Origin of the sequence: Paenibacillus sp. FSL H8-0122, from assembly GCF_038005345.1 — a bacterium.
Classification (GTDB): Bacteria; Bacillota; Bacilli; order Paenibacillales; family Paenibacillaceae; genus Paenibacillus_AQ.
On record NZ_JBBOTB010000001.1, the window covers coordinates 5,677,105 to 5,696,728 of the forward strand.

Below are 19,624 nucleotides of genomic sequence, written 5' to 3' on the forward strand. Positions count from 1 at the left end.
ATTACTCGGCTTATAACACCTTCGCGAACTTCTCCACCACCACGAAGCCTTGCATCGCATCATCCCCGGAGACATAATGGGCTCCGCTGCGCAGCCAGGCGTGGGCAATCATTTGTCCCTGCTTATCGCGGGCGACCCCCATATAGAGAGTGCTCTCAATGCCCCGCTTCTCCAGCATCTTCAGGGCGGCTACCGCCCGGACCATACAGGTGCTTTTCCAGGGAGTATAGCGGCTCATCACCCGGATTGCCTTGGTAATCTGCTGGATGCGGCGAATATCGGAAGGCTTGGATACTGCGGGAGTCTCCAGGGATTTCACCCCAAGCTGCGGGGCTGTCCGGGCAAAGGGGAACAACAGCTGGATTCGGACCAGCATCAGCCGCCATAATGTCTCGGGAAGCAGCGCAAGCAACGCCTTGTCATGCACCAGCAGGAGACGGAGCCGCCGGAGGGTCATCATGGTCCGCTAACGGTGGAGACAAGATCCTCATTCAGCAGATTTTGTACAAAATCAATGACATCCTGCTGCGCCAGCTCTGCCGGTACCTCAAAGATCTCCTGAATCTTCCCGGCAATCTGCCGAATCGATACCGGTGAAGCCAATGCTTCCCAGATCTCACCGCCGACTTCGCCGAGGTTGTAGTATTTGCCGTTCTTCACATTCAGCATGACCTTCTCGCCGTCCATATCACTTGCGATATTGCCTTCCCGTTGAACCAGTACCGAATCCGGCGACAGCACTTTTGTAGTATTTATATTCATAGATTCATCTCCTTCACCTTGGGCATAATCGTCTCCATAATCATTTCCGTCTGCTGCGGTGCACTGAAGCCCTGCTCAGGGCGGGTCAGCCGGTACATCGGCAGCCGGTTCACGAACGAGGCCAGCAGCCCGAAGTGCCATTCTCTGACACCCATCGGGTCGACCAGCGCTTTTTGATAGGTATGATTGTATAAGGTATGAAGCCGGTCCAAGCCGCTTATCGCCTCTACAGCCACCGGCCCGTCCTGCACCACAGACAGTTCAAATATGCCGGCCAGCGGCAGCGGCTCACTCTGGAACCGGTCATGCACCGGTACGGCGAACTTGGTCTCCCGCTGAAACAGCGGACGGTACGCAGACGAATTCATTCCCAAATAGTCCAGGCTCTGCTGCCACAGCTTCTGCTGGGGATAACCTGGAACAGCTAATGGATGTCCATTATGCACCAACACGGGAATAACGTCGTCACTGACCAGGAGATGTCCCTGATCCATCAGATAGGAGGCAAGCGTGGATTTACCCGCACCTGAACGCCCCACCAGCGCATAAGCCTTATTATCCAGCACAAGCGAGCTGCCGTGCAGGGCCAGTATGCCTTTTTGCATCAATACTACACCCATACAGCTGCCCAGAATGAACAAGCGGATGCTATCCGGATCTGCGCCTGCTGCTGGAGAGACTGTAATCGTACTGCCGTTCTGTATGGAAAAAATAGCGGTGCCCTTCACCATGAACATCACTTCATGCTCCGCGATGCCCAGATTCGGCGTAATCTTCGGTATTGCTTCCCATCGCTCAAGCAGACGGCCTTCAATTACCGACAGGCTGCCTATTCTTCCGGGCTGATCCGTACGGGGAAGTTCTGGTAGCGCGAACTCACTGAGGATTTGCAGGCCAAAAGCCTTATAACCGGGGCATTGCACTGTGCCAGCCATACTGCTCACTCCATCTCAGTCAATTTCACCCGTTGTCTTGCGGATGACAAGTGGAAACGGCATTGCCGCCCTTTGAAAGAACGGTACCGTTTCGGAACATTACTTCGGATAAAGGGATAGCCCTGATCCCCCTCCAGCAAGCTAAGAGGGATTAGGGCTGAGCGGTAATGCAGGAAGACTAGGAGTGACTAACGATTTCATCTGGATCGGCTTGGAACGCATCGGCAATGGATACCCCCGGGCCAGCCATAGTCATTTTCACATCCAACACTTCCAATGCAGGCTTGCTGTATTCCTTTTTCATCTTGTCACCCCCTTTCAAGAAACGTCCTTCAGGAGAGCCGCTTCAAAAAGCGGTAAAACACCAGTCCTCGTGTAAGAAGGCGGAAATCCGTGTTAAAGATTAATAATGGTTCGGGCTCACTACCCAGCCGGTCCAAGCATCCGGCGAGCCCGGGACGATTCAGATAAGACGAAGTACGGGGGTCTTGCAGCATCTCCCTCAGCTCCTGCTGAAACCTCTGCCACTCGGGCAGCATCCGCGTAATGCCGTCCGCCCCCTGGATGCCGCGCCGGGTCTGGTTAAGCCTGACCTTATCCGGCATCCGCCCTTCCATCGCCCGGCGGATGAGCGAGCGGTCCATTCCGTTCTGGACGTATTGCTCCTCAGGCACCGACATACAGAAGTTGATGACACGCAGGTCATTCGTCGCATCCCGGTCCCATACCCTGTACTTCAGCGACAGCTTGGTAGCCGCCGTTCCGTTCACATTCCAGACATGCGGCTGGCGGAAATGCTCTCTGCGGATATCGTACACAGTCTGGGAGGCAGGCGACTGGTCCAGCTCCTTCAGCCGCTCCTGCACCCCTGTCCGCCGGGCAAACTCAGGATGGATCAGCTCCGGCGCAGCCTCCTGCTTCCCGGCCATCAGCTGGCCCAGAGCGGGAAATACCTTGCGCCCGGCTATTTTCAGCATTCTTTTGCGGCTTACTCCCATCGAATGGCTGTACAGTTTGTTCTCCCGGTAAAAGCTGAACCAGCGGAATTCACGCAGCAGCTTCGCCTGATAATCCAGCGCCGGTCCCCAGGAGATACTCCAGTTGCCCCGCTGTCCGCTGAGCAGCACACCGGCATTCTTCAATCCGGCTTGTTCATATATGCCCTTGAGCCAATAGGAATTCTCTATGAATTTGTAGGGCATCTCCATAATATCGAGCCATTCGTCGATTTCGCCATATGAGCTGCGGTCAGGAAAATTGCAGAAGCTAGGCTCAATGTTCCCGACATAGTCGATGGTCTCCTGAATATATGGACGCTCATCGGTCACCCGCTGGCCCAGCTTGAACCCTGTAAAGTGATCCAGAGGATACGAGCTGAACGTGTGGAGCAGCTTGCCGGTACGGCGAAGCTCCTCCGCCGCAAAGCTCACCACCGCCCCTGAATCCAGCCCGCCGCTTAAGTTCGCACCAGCTTCAAGGTGGGTACGCAGCCGGTCCCGGACAGCCCGTCCGAACACCTCACGGAACGCTTCCTCATACTCCCCATTGCTGCGCAGCCGGAGTGGAGACGGAGTCTGGAAGGTGTAATACCTGGAGAAGGTAATCCCCTGCGGACTGACCGTCATCGAATGCGCCGGGGGCAGCTGCTCCACACCCTGATAGACCGTGGAGAACATATCCGCGACATCCATCCGGCCCTGACCCGCCAGATATTCCGAGATCCAGCCTTCATGCAGCGCGTGCCCTCCATCCATTAGCGTGAATAGCGGATGAATCACGGTACAGAAGGAGAACTGTCTGCCTGAGCGGTGGAAGTACAGCGTCCGGCTCCCCGAGAAATCCCTCGCTCCAAACAGCGTCTGCCTGCCGGCATCCCAGATCATGAAGGCAAAATCTCCGACCAGATGCACCGGAGCCTGATCTCCCCATTTCTCATAGGCCAGAAGAATCAGCAGGCTGTCCGGCATCGACTTCCGATCCTCCCGGACAACCTGAAGTTGTCCGAAGAGCTCGCTGCGGTTATCAATAATGGCATCCGCTACGATCGCCAGCTTCCGCTGCGGATCATAATAAGGAAGCACCTCGCCCCGGGACTGCGGGGTAATCCACTGTGCGTGGCACCCGAGGAACAGCCCATCCGCACTCCAGCCCCGGGCATCATCCGCCGGATAACGCTGCAGCTCCTGCATCAGGCGCGGGCCGAGCTCCGGGTCCAGCGGCCCATGCTGCATAGAATAGATCCCGGCGATTGCACTCATGGGTTACCTCCAGCTGTCTATAATTTCGCTACCGTTTCAGTAATAGGTTCATTACAACAGGTTCTTAATAGTGAACACTTCTTATTACCTAAGATAACGTTCTTGCCATTAAATGTGAATAGTACCAGAGAGTACTTTAAGGTATCCTTTAGCGTATTGACTATAGTTAAAATCTGTGGTATTGGAACCCTGAAATATGACCTATGGTATATAATGGCTTATACTGTAGGGGTAACAAATATATGATATGGAGTGATAGACCATGCAAGAATTGAAGTTTGTTAGGGATTACAAAGATATAGAGCCGCTGCGGAATAGCTTTTTGGGGCTGGCAAAAGACACGTTCGAGCTGGAGCTGGAGCGCTGGTATGAGGAGGGCTTCTGGACGGATAAGTATGTTCCATATTCTTACGCAGAGGGAAACCGGATCGTGGCGAATGTCTCGGTAAATCTGCTGGAGCTAACCATTAATGGAGTGAAGTCCCCTGCTGTGCAGATCGGAACGGTGATGACTCATCCTGACTATAGAGGACGCGGCCTGTCTGCCCGGTTGATGGACAAGGTGCTGGAGGAGTATGGACAAGCGTGTGAATTCATGTATCTTTTTGCCAATGAGTCAGTCTTGGAGTTCTATCCTAAATTCGGCTTCCACCCGGTGGAAGAACAGATCTTCTCCATGGCCTGCCCCGGGGGCACTGCCGGATCTGCGGCAATCCGTAAGCTGGATCTTGCCGACCCGCGTGATCTGAGTCTGGTCTCTACCCTTGGAGCGCAGCGGGTACCGGTATCTGAGCGTTTTGGCATCGCCGGCGCCCATGGACTATTGATGTTCTACTGCCTGAACGTATTCAGCGACCAGCTCTATTACCTGGAGGACGAGAATCTCATTGCCATCTGCCAGCAGGAGAATGGGCAGCTTGAGCTCTTCGATCTAATCAGCGCACAGCCCGTCTCCTGCCGCGAAATTGCCCTGAAGCTTGCAGACAGCGACACGGAGACGATTGTCTTTCACTTCACTCCTGATGATGATGGCCTGGAGCTGTCAGGCAGCAGCCATTCAGAGGGCCTATTCGTCCGCACTCAGGGCGGGCAGCAATATCCTGCGAACGTTAAGCATCCGGCTACTTCCATCGCCTAGGCGTACGCTACACTTTTACCCTTGTAAAATGTTCATAGCGTCATGAACTGCCCCTGCCGGGCCAGGTAGGCCTCCTTCTCCTTATAGTCCGGCATAATACTGCCCAAGCGCCGCCAGAAGGAACGGTCATGATTCATATGCAGCAGATGACACAGCTCATGAATGATGACATAGTCGATCACTTCGGGCGGCGCCATGGCCAGGCGGTAGTTGAACGTCAGCTTGCCGTCAAAGCTGCAGCTTCCCCACTTGGTCCGCGACTCCACAATCTCCATACTCTTCGGCTTCACTCTGAGCTGCGTCTGGTAGGGCTTGATGCGCTCTGCGATGATTTTTTTCAGACTGGCCGTATAGAACTTCTTCAGCGCAAGCTTCAGCTCCTCCGCATCCGCCTGCCGGTCCCCAATCAGCTCATGCAGCACATACTCCTTCCCCAAGTACAAGAAGGCTTCTTCGTCGCCCTCATAAGCCTTAACCCTCGGCACCTGCCGGGCCGCCGCATTGCTGCGCAGCTTCTCCAGAATCTTCGGGCCTAGACTTGCTACCGCACCGAGAATCGTCTCTTCACTCGTTCCCTTGGGCGCCTTAACGGTAATGAGGTCCGCGCCGTCCACCGTTACGGAAAGCTTCTTGCGCTTGGCATACTGGACATGTAACGTAACCATCTGATCTTCTAGTTGAATCTGCATAGCCACCATCGTTTCTGTAATTTCTAATACACACTAATACACCGGATAACCGGATACAAACACCGCCAGATACAGGAGACCCCCCGCAATAAATAGCGTAGTGAGCAGGATATCCTTCCACTTCTTATCCTCCGTCAACAGCACAGCCGCGAACGCCAGCGGAAAAGCAACAGCGAAATAACGCGGAGCGGACAGCAGCCAAGTCGGTGCCACCACATAGACGAAATAGGCGATCAGGTACGCCATGTAGGCGGGATTAAGCTTCTTCGTACTGCGGAGCATTATGAACAGCACCAGGAAGATTGCGCACAAATTCGGCAGCCATAGTCCCAGGAACGACCGGTAATCGGCATCCTTGAAGGTATTGACCGCATATTCCATCTGATATCTCACGGTATCGAAAAAGAAGTAGAACCGCTGCGACCAGTGCTCCCGCTGATAAATACTGAACTGGAACGCATTGCCCGTCACATTGTAATTGATGTAGAGATAAGCCAGCAGACCGAAGGAGACGCTCACCAGGGAGACAACGGCCAAGATCAGCTTATTCGTAAAAGCCCTCCGGTCCATTGACCTGTAGCCAGCAGCCAGCTCCCGGGCAAATTCCACGGCAATCGGCACGGCCAGCAGTATCCCCGGGGAACGGGTGAATCCGGCCAGCGCCGCACAGAGGCAGCCCAGCAGCCAGCGCTTTTTGCGGACAAACAAGAGCGCCATCAGGGAGAGCAGCAGGAACAGCGCCTCTGTCATGGGAAGGAAGAAAAAGAAGGCTGACGGAAAGATGAAGACGTACTTCACCACCCGCAGGGCATTCCTGCGTCCCATATCCAGCCGGGCCAGCTCATAAGCGAACAACGCCGCCGCAAGCGTGCAGAGATTGGCTACGGCAAATCCGGCAGCCATATAATTGCCTGTGAAGAACTGCGCCAGCTTGATCATCACGGGGAAGAACGGCAGAAACACAATATGAAATCTTGGATCTCCCTCCGTCACATACCACCGCTCGGCAATGCCCAGATAAGACATGGCATCAATTCCGCGGATATGCCACATCTCAATGAAGCGGGAGAACAGGCTGCCGGAGCCTCCCTCCCGAAGCACCCAGAATACATAAGCCGCAAGGATTAGCAGCACCCGGCTGAATATCACCCACAGCACAATCTTCCACCAGATCCGCTGCCGTTCCTCCGGCGAGTCGTCCGTATTCACCGTCCGCAGTGCGCCGGGGCTCAGGATGTATCCGGTTATAGCAGGGATGGCCCGCAGGCCCGTCCAGATAAACAGGGCCAGGCAGAGCAGGGAAGCCATGGTCCCCGCCATGGTCCAGGTATGTACGGCCGCCGCCCAGATCCAGACCTCCGCTGCCATGATGAGTATAAATAGAGCTGAAACTGCTGTGTTTACCTTGTTCACTTATGCCTCCGGTCCGCATCGATTGCGGGAATGAATTGGGATTAAACTGCCAGGAAACCATCTTGCTCTCATTTTCTTATAGAACGGTGTGGAACACAATGGTTAGTTTCGGACAAGCAAAGAGGAACGCCGCATAACCTTCAGCGGCATTCCTCTCCGGCACAGCCTATGACAATCCGTTCAAGCCTTCGGCAACAGCGGGAAGTGGCAGGCGACCTGCCGGCCCGCTCTAGCCTGCTCCAACAGCGGTTCCGTCTGGCGGCATTTGTCCTGGACGAACGGGCAGCGGGTATGGAACCGGCAGCCCGAGGGCGGGTTGGCCGGGGACGGCACATCCCCCTCCACCATGATCCGCTCCTGCTTACGTCGTGGGGACGGCTTAGGGATCGCTGAGAGCAGGGCGGCCGTGTACGGGTGCAGCGGAGCCGCGAACAGCTCCTCCGTCTCAGCAACCTCCACCGGCTTGCCCAGGTACATGACTCCGACGCGGTCGGAGATATGCCGGACGACATTCAGGCCATGGGCAATGAACAGGAAGGTCAAGCCCAGCTCCATCAGCTCCACCACCCTTTCATTATTAAAGCGTACGTAACAACACGAATGTCTCATATTGCCATCGTACCTGAACCTACAGCGATCCGCAACTACTTGTTGCAGCATCGGCTGCCCTTGTATTATTCCAAGCCGGTTTTAGCCCATCTGGAAACCTACATGACGGCAGCAACCGCTAAAGGATTTCGCGGTAAAGTGACCGATTTGGCGGAATACAGCGACTGCCATCGGACCACACTCGGCCATTTTCTTGCCCAAGGAGTATGGGACGAAGAAGTGCTGCAGCACAAAGTCAAAACGGAATCCCTTCGCCAGATCCTAGAGACTTCCCAGCGCACGGGGGAGCCGCTGTTTGTCATTCACGACGATACGATTGCTCCGAAAACAAAGCCTTCGTCACAGGCCCGTTCTCCCATCGAGCAAGCCGGTTTTCATCACTCTCATCTGCTGGGCAAGGTGGTCTGGGGACATCAGGTGCAGGCTACCGTTTTAGGGTGTTCCGACCTATCCTTGATTCATTCGATTGACCTATACGACAAGTCCATCACTCACCCGGACGGCTCCGTATATTCCAAAATCGACCGGGTCTGCGACCTGGCTCAGACCTTGCCTCTCCCGCCTCATGGCGGCTATTGTCTAGTCGATTCATGGTTTACCTGTCCCCGTGTCATGGATGCGTACGCAGCGGCAGGCTATCATGTCATCGGCGCGCTGAAAACCAATCGGATTCTCTACCCCCAAGGCATCCGGGTTTCCATTCAAGACTTCGCGCAGCACATCCGCAAAGAAGACGTTCGCCTCGTGACCGTGAACGGTTCGTCGTACTGGATGTATCGCTACGAAGGGGCCTTGAATGGAATCGACAACGCCGTGGTTTTACTGTGTTGGCCAAAGCAAGCTTTCGGGCAGCCCAAGGCATTGCGTGCTTTTTGTTGTACCGATCTTTCATTAGAGACGCAAGCCAATGCATCCTACTATGCCAAACGCTGGCCTATTGAGGTTTTCTTTCGGCAATCTAAAAATAATTTAGGCTTCGACACGTATCAGGTTCGTTCGGCTAAAGCTTTTATTCGGTTGTGGATACTCTTGACGTGGACTCATCTGTACTGCACCGTCGGGCGGGGAGACCCTTGCCCTTTTGGTGATAGTCTGCGATCCGTACGCAAGCAAGTCCAGCGGGATCGCCTCCGATTTGTCTATGACTCTGCCCAAAAGGGGATTTCATTCCAGGCTATCTGTGAGCGATTCAAAATCGCTTAGTTCATTTTTGGTATTTTCTGTATCCGATTTTGCTCATTTATAGCTATAAATTTAAATTGGATTCAAGTTACTCTATTTATCAAAGTATCATTAATTATTTTCACAATATCCTTTTTAAATTTTTGAATAAAAAAATGACCACCATCAAATAACAAAGTCTTAGGTTTATTATAAAAATATTTATTCCAAGCATATACATCCTCAACATTATACTCCTCATGCAACCCGTGTAAAATAGTCGAAGGTGTTGAGATTGTTTTTTTTATAAAAAGATGATTTTTAATATTTCTGAAATCTGAACGTATAATGGGCAGGAAAATATTCAAAAAATCTCTATTCTCAAAAAGCTCAGAGGGAGTCCCCCCCATATTATTAATTTTTTCTATGAGTTCCTCGTCAGTTTCATAATCTAGTTTACTCATACTAAATTCTGGAGGTCTCGTGCCCGAAATGAATATATGCTCCAAATTAAATGATCTAAATCTTTCAGATAATTCATAAGCAATGTACCCACCCATACTATGTCCAAATATTGCAAATGGGCTTCCATCAGAGATATGAGGCAGCATGAATGCATAAATATCCATGACCATTTCATCAAAATTATTATAAAGCGCTTCTGCCATTCTTATTCCTCGACCTGATAATTCTAAAGGCACATATTTGATATTTTTATCAAATAAGAGCATCCAATCTCTAAAGACAAGAGAAGAACCGCCTGCGTATGGGAAAATAAACAACTTGATAATTTTACCACGCCCCCTTTTTCCATATTCAGAATTCTACTCATATCATCACATACTAGGCATGTTTGGTGGAGCATTTAATGAAATCAAACAAAATCTTTTTTGGCAAAGCCCAATATACTAAGTATGGTAAATATATATATCTTTATTTAACTCCTTTAAATATCTATATCCCAGTTCTAATTTCGCATTAAATTCAAGTTCATCTTTTAATAATAAAATCCCTAAGCTAGTACCGCTATGTGCAACTACAACACCTAATCCACTGATTTTATGATTGATGTTGATCAATGTTGGTAAGTATTCTTTTGGAAGAACTTTTTGATTTAAAACAGCGCTTCTCGACGAAATCAACCCTATAGCATTAGCATCTTTTTCTTTTATAGCTTTAGATAATCTTTGCAGAAGTAAGTTATATTCTAACTTGTCTGCATTATTAAAAGGTTTAACTTGCTTATTAAATTCTACCGTATCAATTGTTCCACCTTCATCGATGCTTAAAATACAAAAATGAGGAAGTTTCCCTATATACTCCTTCAATCTAACTTCTCTATGGTAAAAAGAAACGGCACCATCATACATAACACCATCAGTTGGTTCAATTCCAGATAGAAAGTACTCCAACAAAGTTCGTTCAATTTTGATATTGAAACAATCCTCCAAAGCTCTAGAGGCAGCTACTAAATCTGCAGAAGAACTTGCAAGACCTTTACCTACTGGAAGATTAGAGTTAATCTCAAGAATGCCTCCAAGTGGAAAATTAAAATACTGGAGTATATTTTCAACTAACTTCTTTGATTTTTGTTTTGAAAATGGTAATACAACTACATTTTCATAGGAGGAAATTGAATAAAAAGTGGCAGTAGAAGTCCTCGTTATAGGAAGAGTTACTAGAAAGTCTAGATTATCCTCCTCTAACACTCCTTGTAATAATTCACCAAATGTACCATTAGAACTCCCTTGCCCCACTCGGCCCATATTAGGGAAAGCATTGATGGAGCTTTTATTAAACATGCTCATAATTTACCTCCTTACTAAAAATAAATACCTGAGTAAAGCATTCAAGGCTAATTACTCAGGTACTCGAATTAAGCTTTCTTAATTCGTCAATATTTCTGAACTATAATGATGAATCATAAATTGTTCGAAAAATTCCATTTTATTAAAGAAACTGCTATTAGCACTTATAAAGACGCCCGTATTATCTTTAGGCAGCAACCACATAAATGAACTGTAACCTAGTACTTCACCTGCTTTAGCCAAAATGTCACCTTTCATGTGATCTGGATGAAAATCCGTGATAAAACCACACCCGGCATGAGTGAACTTTGGTTTCATTACCGTTTTTATTGAAAACATTTTTAAAATAGATTCCACTTCTAGTATTTTCTTATTTTTGTAAAGACCTTGCCCCAAGAGTGCTATCATAAACTTGGAGATATCATTACCAGTTGACAACAAACTTCCATCTGGAGAATCTGCCGGGCTAAAATCATACATAGGAATAGCATTATTCTCAATGTCATAGCCAGTGGCTAATTCGTTTATTAATTCTGGTGTTAATATGAAACTACTACTCGTCATATTGAGAGGTATAAATAAATGATCTTTTACATATTGATGAAAAGGAACTCCGCTTAACTTTTCAACAATATATCCCAATAACAAAAATGAGTAGTTTTCAATCTTATAATATTGGCCAGGTATACGAATAACTTCAGGCACATATTTTTGAACATACTCTTTTAAAGTTAGGGCACGTTTTGCATCAAAATTATACATTTGTTTATTACCTTCATCTGGAGAGCCAAAACCAGAAGTATACCTAAGAAGATGTTCAACAGTAAGCATCTCGTTTACTTTTTTAGGAATCTCAATATCGCTTACATATTTGCTGATGTCTTCATTCAAACTTATTATCCCTTGCTCAAAGAGCTTCATAACAGCAGCGACTGTCACTATCTTTGAAATAGATCCCATTTTTATTATACTTTTATCGACGTTCATAGGGGTTCCGCTTTTGATATCAGCATAACCATAACCCTTCTTGAGTTTCAAATTACCATTTTTTACAACAACAACCATTGCACCTGGTATGCTTTCCATATAGGAAAAATTAAAAAAATCATCAGTAAAAGACTCATATACATTTGAAGGAATCATTTTTTTAATTATTGCATTATTCTGTGTTAGTTTTATAGGATATAACTTCAACATACAGTGTTCAATCAAATCTTCAAGACTTTGCTTTAAGAGTATTGATAATTTTTCCATTGTTTTAAAGTCATACTGCTTTTCACTATACCCTAAAGTAAATGTCAAACACCCATTTAATATCATAGCCTCAATATCTATTTTACATTCCCTTTTTTGTTCTAAACTCATGGATTCTCCATAAGAGTGTGGAGAGAGTTGGATAGAACCACTTTCGTATTGATCGTAATTATCTATTTCACCCAGATAATTCCAACTAATTTCAGGTCTCAATACAAATTTATTTTTTCGCACGCTATTATTTAAGTATTTAAGTATGCTATAATTAATACCCCTTTGAGGGATTTTTCGCATACTTTTATTTACTTTTATTATAACATTCGCTATATCTGTTTCATCCTCAACTTCGACTACCACTGGATATTCACTTGTAAACCATCCGATAGTACGATTAATATCAACATCTGGAATAATAGATTCTCTACCGTGTCCCTCCATATTTATTAATATTCGATTTATATTCGCCCAGTTTCTCATCGAAATGCCAAGAGAGGATAGTAAAAGATCATTAATCTCGGTTCCGTATGCACGATGTGCATGTTTTATTAGTTTATTCGTTTCACTCTCGCTTAAATTTATCTTTAAAGTTTTGGTATGTTTCCGGAGTGAATTAGGATAATCGTAATCAGAATGTAAGAGTGGAATTGGCGTCTGTTCAATGCTCTCCCAGTACTTACGCTCATAATCTATTTTTTCACTCTTCGCATAATCATTAATCAATTCAGCCCAACGCAGAAAAGAGTCACTCTTAGCTGGTAAATCAATAATCTGATAATGGTTAAATTGTTCATAGGATTTACCAAAGTCTTCTAATAAAATTCTCCACGATACTGCATCTATAACCAAATGATGAACTGCAATTAACAAGTGATCTCCATCTAAACATTTAAATAAACCCAATCTAATTAAAGGTCCATTAAAAATATCCAGATTGGATTGAATCTGAGTCGACGTACTTTCAATCATCTGAGAAATATCAGTTCTGTCTTTATAATCAAAAACCTCAAGACTGTATAAGTCACTTCCTCCTAATCCTCGAATGAATGCCTTAAAACCTAAGTCGTCTTGAGAATAAATCGTTCTTAAACCATCATGATGTTGAATAAGCTCACTTATTACTTTGTGTACTATTAATTCGTCAAACCCCTCCTTACGAAACAAGGTAAATGATTGATTATAATGATTTAAATTCCCATAATGCTCTTCAAAAAACCAAAGTTGAATAGGTGTAAGTGGAACCTCACCAGTTACCACTTTCTGATCAATATTTCTATTAAGCAATTTTATTTTTTCGCTTAATTCTGAAATCGTGGGATATTTAAAAAGATCTCTAATTTCCATTTTGTAACCCAAACTTGATAATTTTGATGCAACTTGTATAGATTTTATTGAATCTCCACCAAGATCAAAAAAGTTATCTAAAACTCCTATCTCTTTCTCTTTTAAAATCTCTGTCCATGCTAAAACTAAGATCTCTTCATTCCTTGTTCTCGGTTTAATATATTCAGTCTCCGTCTGCAACATACCTTGTGGAACGGGTAATGCTCTACGATCTACTTTTCCATTAGGAGTTACCGGAAACTTATCAAGTTGAATAAAATATGATGGAATCATATAAGTCGGTAAATTTTCTGATAAAGTTTCTTTGATCATATTTAAGGTTAGAGGGACATGCGAAACATAAAAAGCATAGAGTTTTTTTTGACCAGACTCATCTTCTCTTGCAACTACAATTGCATTTTGAATAGATTTAATTTTCAATAGTGCTAATTCTATTTCTTCAAGTTCAATACGATTACCACGAATTTTCACCTGATTATCTAAACGTCCTAAATATTCTATATTTCCATCAGGAAGCCATCTTGCTAAGTCCCCCGTTTTATAAATCTTCCCTTCTTTAACGAACGGGTTATCAATAAATTTTTGTGAAGTTAGATCAAATCGATTATAATATCCTTTTCCAACACAATTCCCTCCTATATATAATTCGCCTGAAACACCAATGGGTTGTAACTTATTGTTAGAGTTTAAAATATACAAATTAACACCAGGTAATGGTTTACCTATAGGTAGACATTTAAGTGTTTCAGATTCTTTAATTTCAAAATAACAAGAATCAATAGTTGCTTCTGTAACACCATAACTATTTAATATTCTCATTGAATTCCCAAATCTATTTGTAATGTTATTAAAAGCCTGAACTGAACATTGATCTGATCCAATAACTAGGATTTTCATGGAATCAATATTTAAATTATTGTCATATATATAGTTCATTAGAGGAATAACTAATACTGGCGTAGACTCGAAAATATTTATCTCGAATTTTTTAATAAGTTGATAAATACGTTCCAAGTCAAGCCTTGAATCACTTGGACAAAGAATAAGCTTTCCACCGTTTAACAGACACTTTATATAATCCCCAGTAAATACATCAAAAGAAAAACTCGCCCATTGAAGCATATTAATAGAAAACTCATCCAACCTATATTCTTGTTTCCACGCATAGAACATTGAACTAAGCTGGCTTTGTTCAATCATTACTCCCTTAGGAGTACCAGTAGAACCAGAAGTATAGATAATATAAGCAAGCTGATCCATTCGGTATTTTAATCCCAAATTCGTCTTTTCACTTTGATAGGATTCCAAATCATTAAGTACTATTAACTCCCCATCGAAGGATACATTATTTAACAATGAGCGGTTTAATAATAATATTTTAGTTTCTGAATCATTTAGCATATATTGTATACGATCTTTTGGATACTCCGGATCAATAGGGAGATAGGCTCCTCCTGCTTTTTGAATCGCTAAAATTCCAATAATCATTTCAATTGAACGTTCAGCCATGATTCCTACTATTTTATTTACTCCAACTCCCTTTGCTATCAAAGTACGCGCCAACTGGTTGGCTCTTTCATTTAATTCTGAATATAGTATTTGACTATCCTCATGTACAACAGCTATTTGATTAGGGGTGCATTTACTTTGTTCTTCAAATAATTCGACAATCGTTTTTTCAGGATGCTTGAAGTTCTCTATATCGTTAAATTTAGTTAATATAGTTTGTTTTTCTTCCATTGCTAATAATTCTATATCTTGCACTTTTACACTGGGTTGAGACGCTACCTGATTGATAATATTAATTAAATACTTAAGCATTCTCTGTACTGTCAAAGTATTAAACAAATCTGATCTGTATTCAATACTAATACTAGCCTCATCTTCTTTTTTCAAACAAACAATAGATAAATCAAAATTAGTCATAGTATTATGCGATTCCAATGGTTGAAATCTTATATCATTCTGAATTGTGCTTTCATCCAAATCCTCGATATATTGAAACATAATAGAAAAAATAGGATTTCGACTTGCATCACGTTCTGGATTCAACTTTTCAACCAATTTATCAAATGGGTATTCGTGATGTGTGAACGCATCAAGTGCCTGCTTTTTGCAATGGTTTAATAACTCATTGAAATTATAATTACTTTTAACATCAATTCTCAAAGGTAACGTGTTAATAAAAAATCCAATCAACCCTTCGATATCCATATTGTCCCTACCAGCTTCAGGCGTCCCGATAATGACATCCTGTTGATTGGTCAATTTTGATAGCCATATGCTAACTGTTGACAAAAGCATCATAAACATTGAAACTTCATTTTTTTGTGCAATTTCACTTACTTTTCTAAAAACACTCTTAGGAAGGGATAAGGAAACATTTGCTGATGTATAAGTTTGCTGAGATTGACGTGGATAGTCCGTCGGCAAATCCAGTATTGGAATTTCCTCACCAAACTGTTCCAACCAATATCGTTCGGATTCAATCATAAGGCCACGTTCAATAGTTTCGTTTTGCCAAACTGCATAATCTTTATACTGGATTCTCAAATCAGGCAATACAGGGTCTATTCCTTTAGATAAAGCATTATAGACACTATACAGTTCTTTTATCAATATATCCCATGACCATTGATCACTAATAATGTGATGCATATTCATCCATAACATATATTTTTCTTTTGAAATTTTACACAATCTCACACGAAACATAGAATCATTATTAAAATCAAAGTATGCCTCCGCTTCTTCTTTTACAATAAAATCGATAGACTGTTGCTTATATATTTCATTAGTTTCGTCTGATAAATCAGTAACTGGACAGCAAAATTCAATATCTTCTAACACTTGTTGAACAGGTTGCCCTTCATGCATTAAGAATTTTGTTCTTAAACCTTCATGCCTATTAATTAATACCTTGAATGCTTTATTCAGTAGTTCTTCGTTTAAAGGCCCATAAATTTCATATACACAAGGCATGTTATATGCAGTACTATCAGGTTCTAACTGTTGAATAAAAAATAATCTTTTTTGCGCATGTGAGGTAGGATAGTAATCAGCTTTTTCAGCAATAGCTATTGTTTTACCGTTAGAAGCTTGAACACCACTCTCAGAAAATTCCATCTCCAATTTTTCTAAGACAAAAGATAATTTTCTAATAGTCCGATTATCAAATAATTCTTTAATGGATACTTCAATTCCAATTTCTTTGATAATCCTCAAGCGAACCTGGATGGTTTTCATTGAATGTCCACCAAGTTGAAAAAAATCATCATCTATTCCGATTTCTTTGATATTGAGCACATCACTCCAAATCCTCACTAATTTCCTCTCCAATTTATTTCGAGGTGCAATATAAAGAGCAGTTCTTATATTATCTATTCCAGGCTCTGGTAATGCCCTATGATCTACTTTTCCATTGTGGTTAAGCGGCAATGATTCCAGTATAATCAAATGTTCGGGAACCATATATTCTGGAAGCATTGTTTTAAGGAATTGAACCAATTCTTCCTCACTTATTGTCTCACTTAAAACGACATAAGAAAGAATCTGATTGTTTGCCTCTTCATCTTTTCGAACTATCACTACACATTGCCTAACCATATCATGACTTAATAGCACGTGTTCTATCTCACCTAGTTCAATACGATATCCGCGCACTTTGACTTGTGAATCAGCACGTGAAACGAACATGAGTCTCCCATTAGGCAGATATCTTCCAAGATCCCCCGTTCTATACATCCGCTCTTCTTTCTCTTCTATAAAGGGATTCCTAAAAAAAGCCTGATTGGTACGCACTAAGTCATTTATATATCCGCGTCCTACGCCAATGCCTGAAATATAAATTTCACCTGTACAACCTACTGGTACCGGCCGCATCCATTTATCGAGAAGATAATGCCTTGTATTAGCGATTGAGCGCCCTAATGCAACGTAAGCATAATCATCATACTGATAGGAGTTGTCTATAATTTCGTGCATAGTATCATCAGAACATTCAGTTGCACCATAAGTATTTATAACTTTAACATCCGGAAATAAGCCGTGCCATTTTTTACATAAAAATACTGAAAGCCCCTCGCCGGTCGAAAGCATGTATTCTAAATCAATCAATTCTCTTTCATTGGGTTGAACGTCAGTAGCTATATTGGTTAATAACTCTATAAATGTTGGAACCATTTCAATTACAGTAACACTATCTTTTTTTAATAATTTCAACAATAAATAGGGATTGCTTACTGTCTCATTATCGTAGATTACCACCTTGGCACCGACCATCAGTGGGGCAAAAAATTGCCAAACCGAAATATCAAAGCAATGGGAAGCATTTTGCACAATAACACTATCTTTATTTAGTCCCAATATATCAATTTTTGACCAAAGGTGATTCAACATCCCTCTATGTTCAATCATTGCTCCTTTTGGTTGACCTGTGGATCCTGAGGTAAAAAAGACATTTGCTAGATCGTCATGTGAATTTGTTATTTCCAGATTTCCTATATCCAATGTACCAAGAACAGCAACATCTGGACTGGAACCGTCGGCTTTATTTAAGCTAAATATTTTTGGCACATAATCTAATTTGCTTCCTAATTCAAGACTTAAGGATTGCCAGTTTGCTTCTGTCAAGATCACTTTAACTCCACCGCTTTGCAGTATGGATTGCAGTCTGTTATTTGGTTGGTTAGTATCAAGTGGTAAATAAGCACCACCTGCTTTTAAAACTGCGAGCATTCCGATAAGCATGTTTATATTTCGTTCTAAATATATTGCTGCAAGATCATTTCGTCCAAAACCCTCTCTTATAAGCCAATGTGCTAATTGATTGGCTTTCTCATTCAGTTCCTTATAAGTAATGCTTTGCTCTTTATAGATAGCCGCGATAGAATCTGGATGTAAGCTAGCTTGCTCTTCTATATTTTTATAAATCAAGGGCTTGCTTATGAGATTTGAATCATTCTTTCCCCTTAGCGTTTCTATCATGTTCGCCATTTCTTTATTAGTGACAACATTAATTTCGCTTATTTTCAGGTCTGTTCGAGAGCAAATAATTGATAAAATCTCAAGGTAATGGGAATACATCTGCTCTAAATAATTTATATCAGAACAATTGTAATGATATAGTTGTATATTGTAAAATTCACCTACTATAATAATTAATTCAATAATTTCTTCTTTACCGCGAGAAATTATTTCTGAATTTAAGTTTTCATTAAAGTTTTTTATAATACTTATATTAGTATTATAAATGTTATAATTTTTAGCAATTCCTGAATAATTCAGAATCATTTCTAATGAAATTAACTGATTAACTTCAATTTCTTCCCATCTTTTCTGAACATTGACTAAAAGTTCACTTAAACTCATACTAGGTTCGAGAGTCATAATTATTGGTAGAGTATGTGCTAACGAACCAATAATAGTTTCAGATCCTACTAAAGTTTTCGGTCTTCCAGACACAGTTGTGCCAGTTCGAATGTTCACTTCACCACTATACACATTTAATAATAATAACCACGCTGTCTGAAAAACAGCTTCAACAGTTATACCATATTTGTCAATCACAGCTTTAATGTTAATGGATAAATCACTAGGAATGGGTTTACGATAATTCATTGAGCTCTTCGTTTTATTTTTGAAATCTAACGCCGGATAAGATGATTGTTCTAAATCGCATTTATTGAATTGCTCTGTCCAATATTGTTTAGCTGCTAAGCCGTCTCGACCCGTCTCCCACATAAAATATTCCTTTAATGGAAGTTGATTGATTTTTTTCCACACTCCGTTTGCTATTTCAAGCCATCGATTTACTAAAAATTCTCTACTATAGTCATCCATGCATAAAGAATGACTGGTCCATAATATTATTATTTTGTTTTCCATTTGGATTAAAGCCAATCGCACTAGTGGTCCTTCTTCGATCTTAAACGGTTTTCGGTTCATTTTTGCAATCTCTAAAAAAGCACTATTCATTTCTTCATTATTAAATTCTTTAAAATTATACCAATCAAGAGGAATTTTTATTTCTTTCAAAATTACTTGGAAGTACTTGTTTTTAACTTTCCGAAAAATCGTTCGCATTGCCGAAGACTCTCTAATGACTTCATCCCATGACTTTTGTAAAATACCAGGTTCAATAAATTCATCCAGGACATAACTAATCTGTATGAAGTCATCTTGTTTTAACAATTCTTTTTGATTAATGGTAAGTTCAAAGATTTCAGCTACATTATTTTTGGATAAATGCTCCATT

General features: G+C 42.8%; 12 protein-coding genes and 1 pseudogene. 2 read left to right on the forward strand and 11 right to left on the reverse strand.

Going from position 1 to position 19,624, the window contains the following annotated elements; translation table 11 throughout:
* Positions 1-10 precede the first annotated feature (10 nt).
* The 5 genes from NSS64_RS24480 to NSS64_RS24500 all read right to left on the reverse strand — a co-directional run bounded on the left by NSS64_RS24480 (position 11) and on the right by NSS64_RS24500 (position 3,955).
* Complete coding sequence (locus NSS64_RS24480; protein ID WP_341141821.1) at positions 11-460, reverse strand: lasso peptide biosynthesis B2 protein; 450 nt, start codon at positions 458-460, stop codon at positions 11-13.
* Positions 457-762, reverse strand: a complete 306-nt coding sequence (locus NSS64_RS24485; RefSeq protein WP_341141822.1) for a lasso peptide biosynthesis PqqD family chaperone — start codon at positions 760-762, stop codon at positions 457-459. The genes NSS64_RS24480 and NSS64_RS24485 overlap by 4 nt, the downstream gene beginning before the upstream one ends.
* Positions 759-1,697, reverse strand: coding sequence for an aldolase (locus NSS64_RS24490; protein WP_339312801.1), 939 nt, complete (start codon positions 1,695-1,697; stop codon positions 759-761). Before NSS64_RS24490 ends, NSS64_RS24485 begins: the two co-directional genes overlap by 4 nt.
* 178 nt (positions 1,698-1,875) lie before the next feature.
* Positions 1,876-2,001 (reverse strand): paeninodin family lasso peptide, encoded by a 126-nt coding sequence (locus NSS64_RS24495; RefSeq protein ID WP_036694602.1) that lies wholly within the window; start codon positions 1,999-2,001, stop codon positions 1,876-1,878.
* 28 nt (positions 2,002-2,029) lie between these two features.
* Positions 2,030-3,955 carry an asparagine synthase-related protein gene (locus NSS64_RS24500; RefSeq protein WP_341141823.1) on the reverse strand — a complete coding sequence of 642 codons (1,926 nt, stop codon included), beginning with the start codon at positions 3,953-3,955 and terminating at the stop codon, positions 2,030-2,032.
* 262 nt (positions 3,956-4,217) lie between these two features.
* Between NSS64_RS24500 and NSS64_RS24505 the strand changes: the two genes are divergently transcribed.
* Positions 4,218-5,093 carry a GNAT family N-acetyltransferase gene (locus NSS64_RS24505; RefSeq protein ID WP_340944106.1) on the forward strand — a complete coding sequence of 292 codons (876 nt, stop codon included), beginning with the start codon at positions 4,218-4,220 and terminating at the stop codon, positions 5,091-5,093.
* A gap of 32 nt (positions 5,094-5,125) precedes the next feature.
* Here the strand turns inward: NSS64_RS24505 and NSS64_RS24510 are convergent, their stop codons facing one another.
* From NSS64_RS24510 to NSS64_RS24520, 3 genes and pseudogenes are all read right to left on the reverse strand, one after another.
* On the reverse strand, positions 5,126-5,782 hold the full coding sequence (locus NSS64_RS24510) for a M48 family metallopeptidase (RefSeq protein ID WP_341141824.1): 657 nt from the start codon (positions 5,780-5,782) through the stop codon (positions 5,126-5,128).
* Between the two features lie 33 nt (positions 5,783-5,815).
* The gene (locus tag NSS64_RS24515; RefSeq protein WP_341141825.1) at positions 5,816-7,195 is read right to left on the reverse strand and encodes a hypothetical protein; all 1,380 of its coding nucleotides are present in this window, start codon (positions 7,193-7,195) and stop codon (positions 5,816-5,818) included.
* A gap of 180 nt (positions 7,196-7,375) precedes the next feature.
* Positions 7,376-7,747, reverse strand: a pseudogene (locus tag NSS64_RS24520) (oligopeptide/dipeptide ABC transporter ATP-binding protein); the annotation flags it as partial.
* A gap of 48 nt (positions 7,748-7,795) precedes the next feature.
* Between NSS64_RS24520 and NSS64_RS24525 the strand changes: the two are divergent.
* Positions 7,796-9,007 carry an IS701 family transposase gene (locus tag NSS64_RS24525; RefSeq protein ID WP_341142898.1) on the forward strand — a complete coding sequence of 404 codons (1,212 nt, stop codon included), beginning with the start codon at positions 7,796-7,798 and terminating at the stop codon, positions 9,005-9,007.
* Between the two features lie 62 nt (positions 9,008-9,069).
* Here NSS64_RS24525 and NSS64_RS24530 read toward each other — a convergent pair whose 3' ends face one another.
* The 3 genes from NSS64_RS24530 to NSS64_RS24540 form a co-directional block, all read right to left on the reverse strand.
* Complete coding sequence (locus NSS64_RS24530; RefSeq protein ID WP_341141826.1) at positions 9,070-9,747, reverse strand: thioesterase II family protein; 678 nt, start codon at positions 9,745-9,747, stop codon at positions 9,070-9,072.
* 126 nt (positions 9,748-9,873) lie between these two features.
* Positions 9,874-10,773, reverse strand: coding sequence for a GHMP family kinase ATP-binding protein (locus NSS64_RS24535; RefSeq protein WP_341141827.1), 900 nt, complete (start codon positions 10,771-10,773; stop codon positions 9,874-9,876).
* A gap of 78 nt (positions 10,774-10,851) precedes the next feature.
* Positions 10,852-19,623 carry an amino acid adenylation domain-containing protein gene (locus NSS64_RS24540; protein ID WP_341141828.1) on the reverse strand — a complete coding sequence of 2,924 codons (8,772 nt, stop codon included), beginning with the start codon at positions 19,621-19,623 and terminating at the stop codon, positions 10,852-10,854.
* Position 19,624 lies beyond the last annotated feature (1 nt).

Bases quoted from the DNA above. Each gene is read 5' to 3' on its own strand.
- NSS64_RS24495 (WP_036694602.1), bottom strand. From the start codon at position 2,001: ATGAAAAAGGAATACAGCAAGCCTGCATTGGAAGTGTTGGATGTGAAA.
- NSS64_RS24500 (WP_341141823.1), bottom strand. From the start codon at position 3,955: ATGAGTGCAATCGCCGGGATCTATTCTATGCAGCATGGGCCGCTGGAC.
- NSS64_RS24510 (WP_341141824.1), bottom strand. From the start codon at position 5,782: ATGCAGATTCAACTAGAAGATCAGATGGTTACGTTACATGTCCAGTAT.
- NSS64_RS24525 (WP_341142898.1), top strand. From the start codon at position 7,796: ATGTCTCATATTGCCATCGTACCTGAACCTACAGCGATCCGCAACTAC.
- NSS64_RS24490 (WP_339312801.1), bottom strand. From the start codon at position 1,697: ATGGCTGGCACAGTGCAATGCCCCGGTTATAAGGCTTTTGGCCTGCAA.
- NSS64_RS24485 (WP_341141822.1), bottom strand. From the start codon at position 762: ATGAATATAAATACTACAAAAGTGCTGTCGCCGGATTCGGTACTGGTT.
- NSS64_RS24535 (WP_341141827.1), bottom strand. From the start codon at position 10,773: ATGAGCATGTTTAATAAAAGCTCCATCAATGCTTTCCCTAATATGGGC.
- NSS64_RS24480 (WP_341141821.1), bottom strand. From the start codon at position 460: ATGATGACCCTCCGGCGGCTCCGTCTCCTGCTGGTGCATGACAAGGCG.
- NSS64_RS24540 (WP_341141828.1), bottom strand. From the start codon at position 19,623: ATGGAGCATTTATCCAAAAATAATGTAGCTGAAATCTTTGAACTTACC.
- NSS64_RS24505 (WP_340944106.1), top strand. From the start codon at position 4,218: ATGCAAGAATTGAAGTTTGTTAGGGATTACAAAGATATAGAGCCGCTG.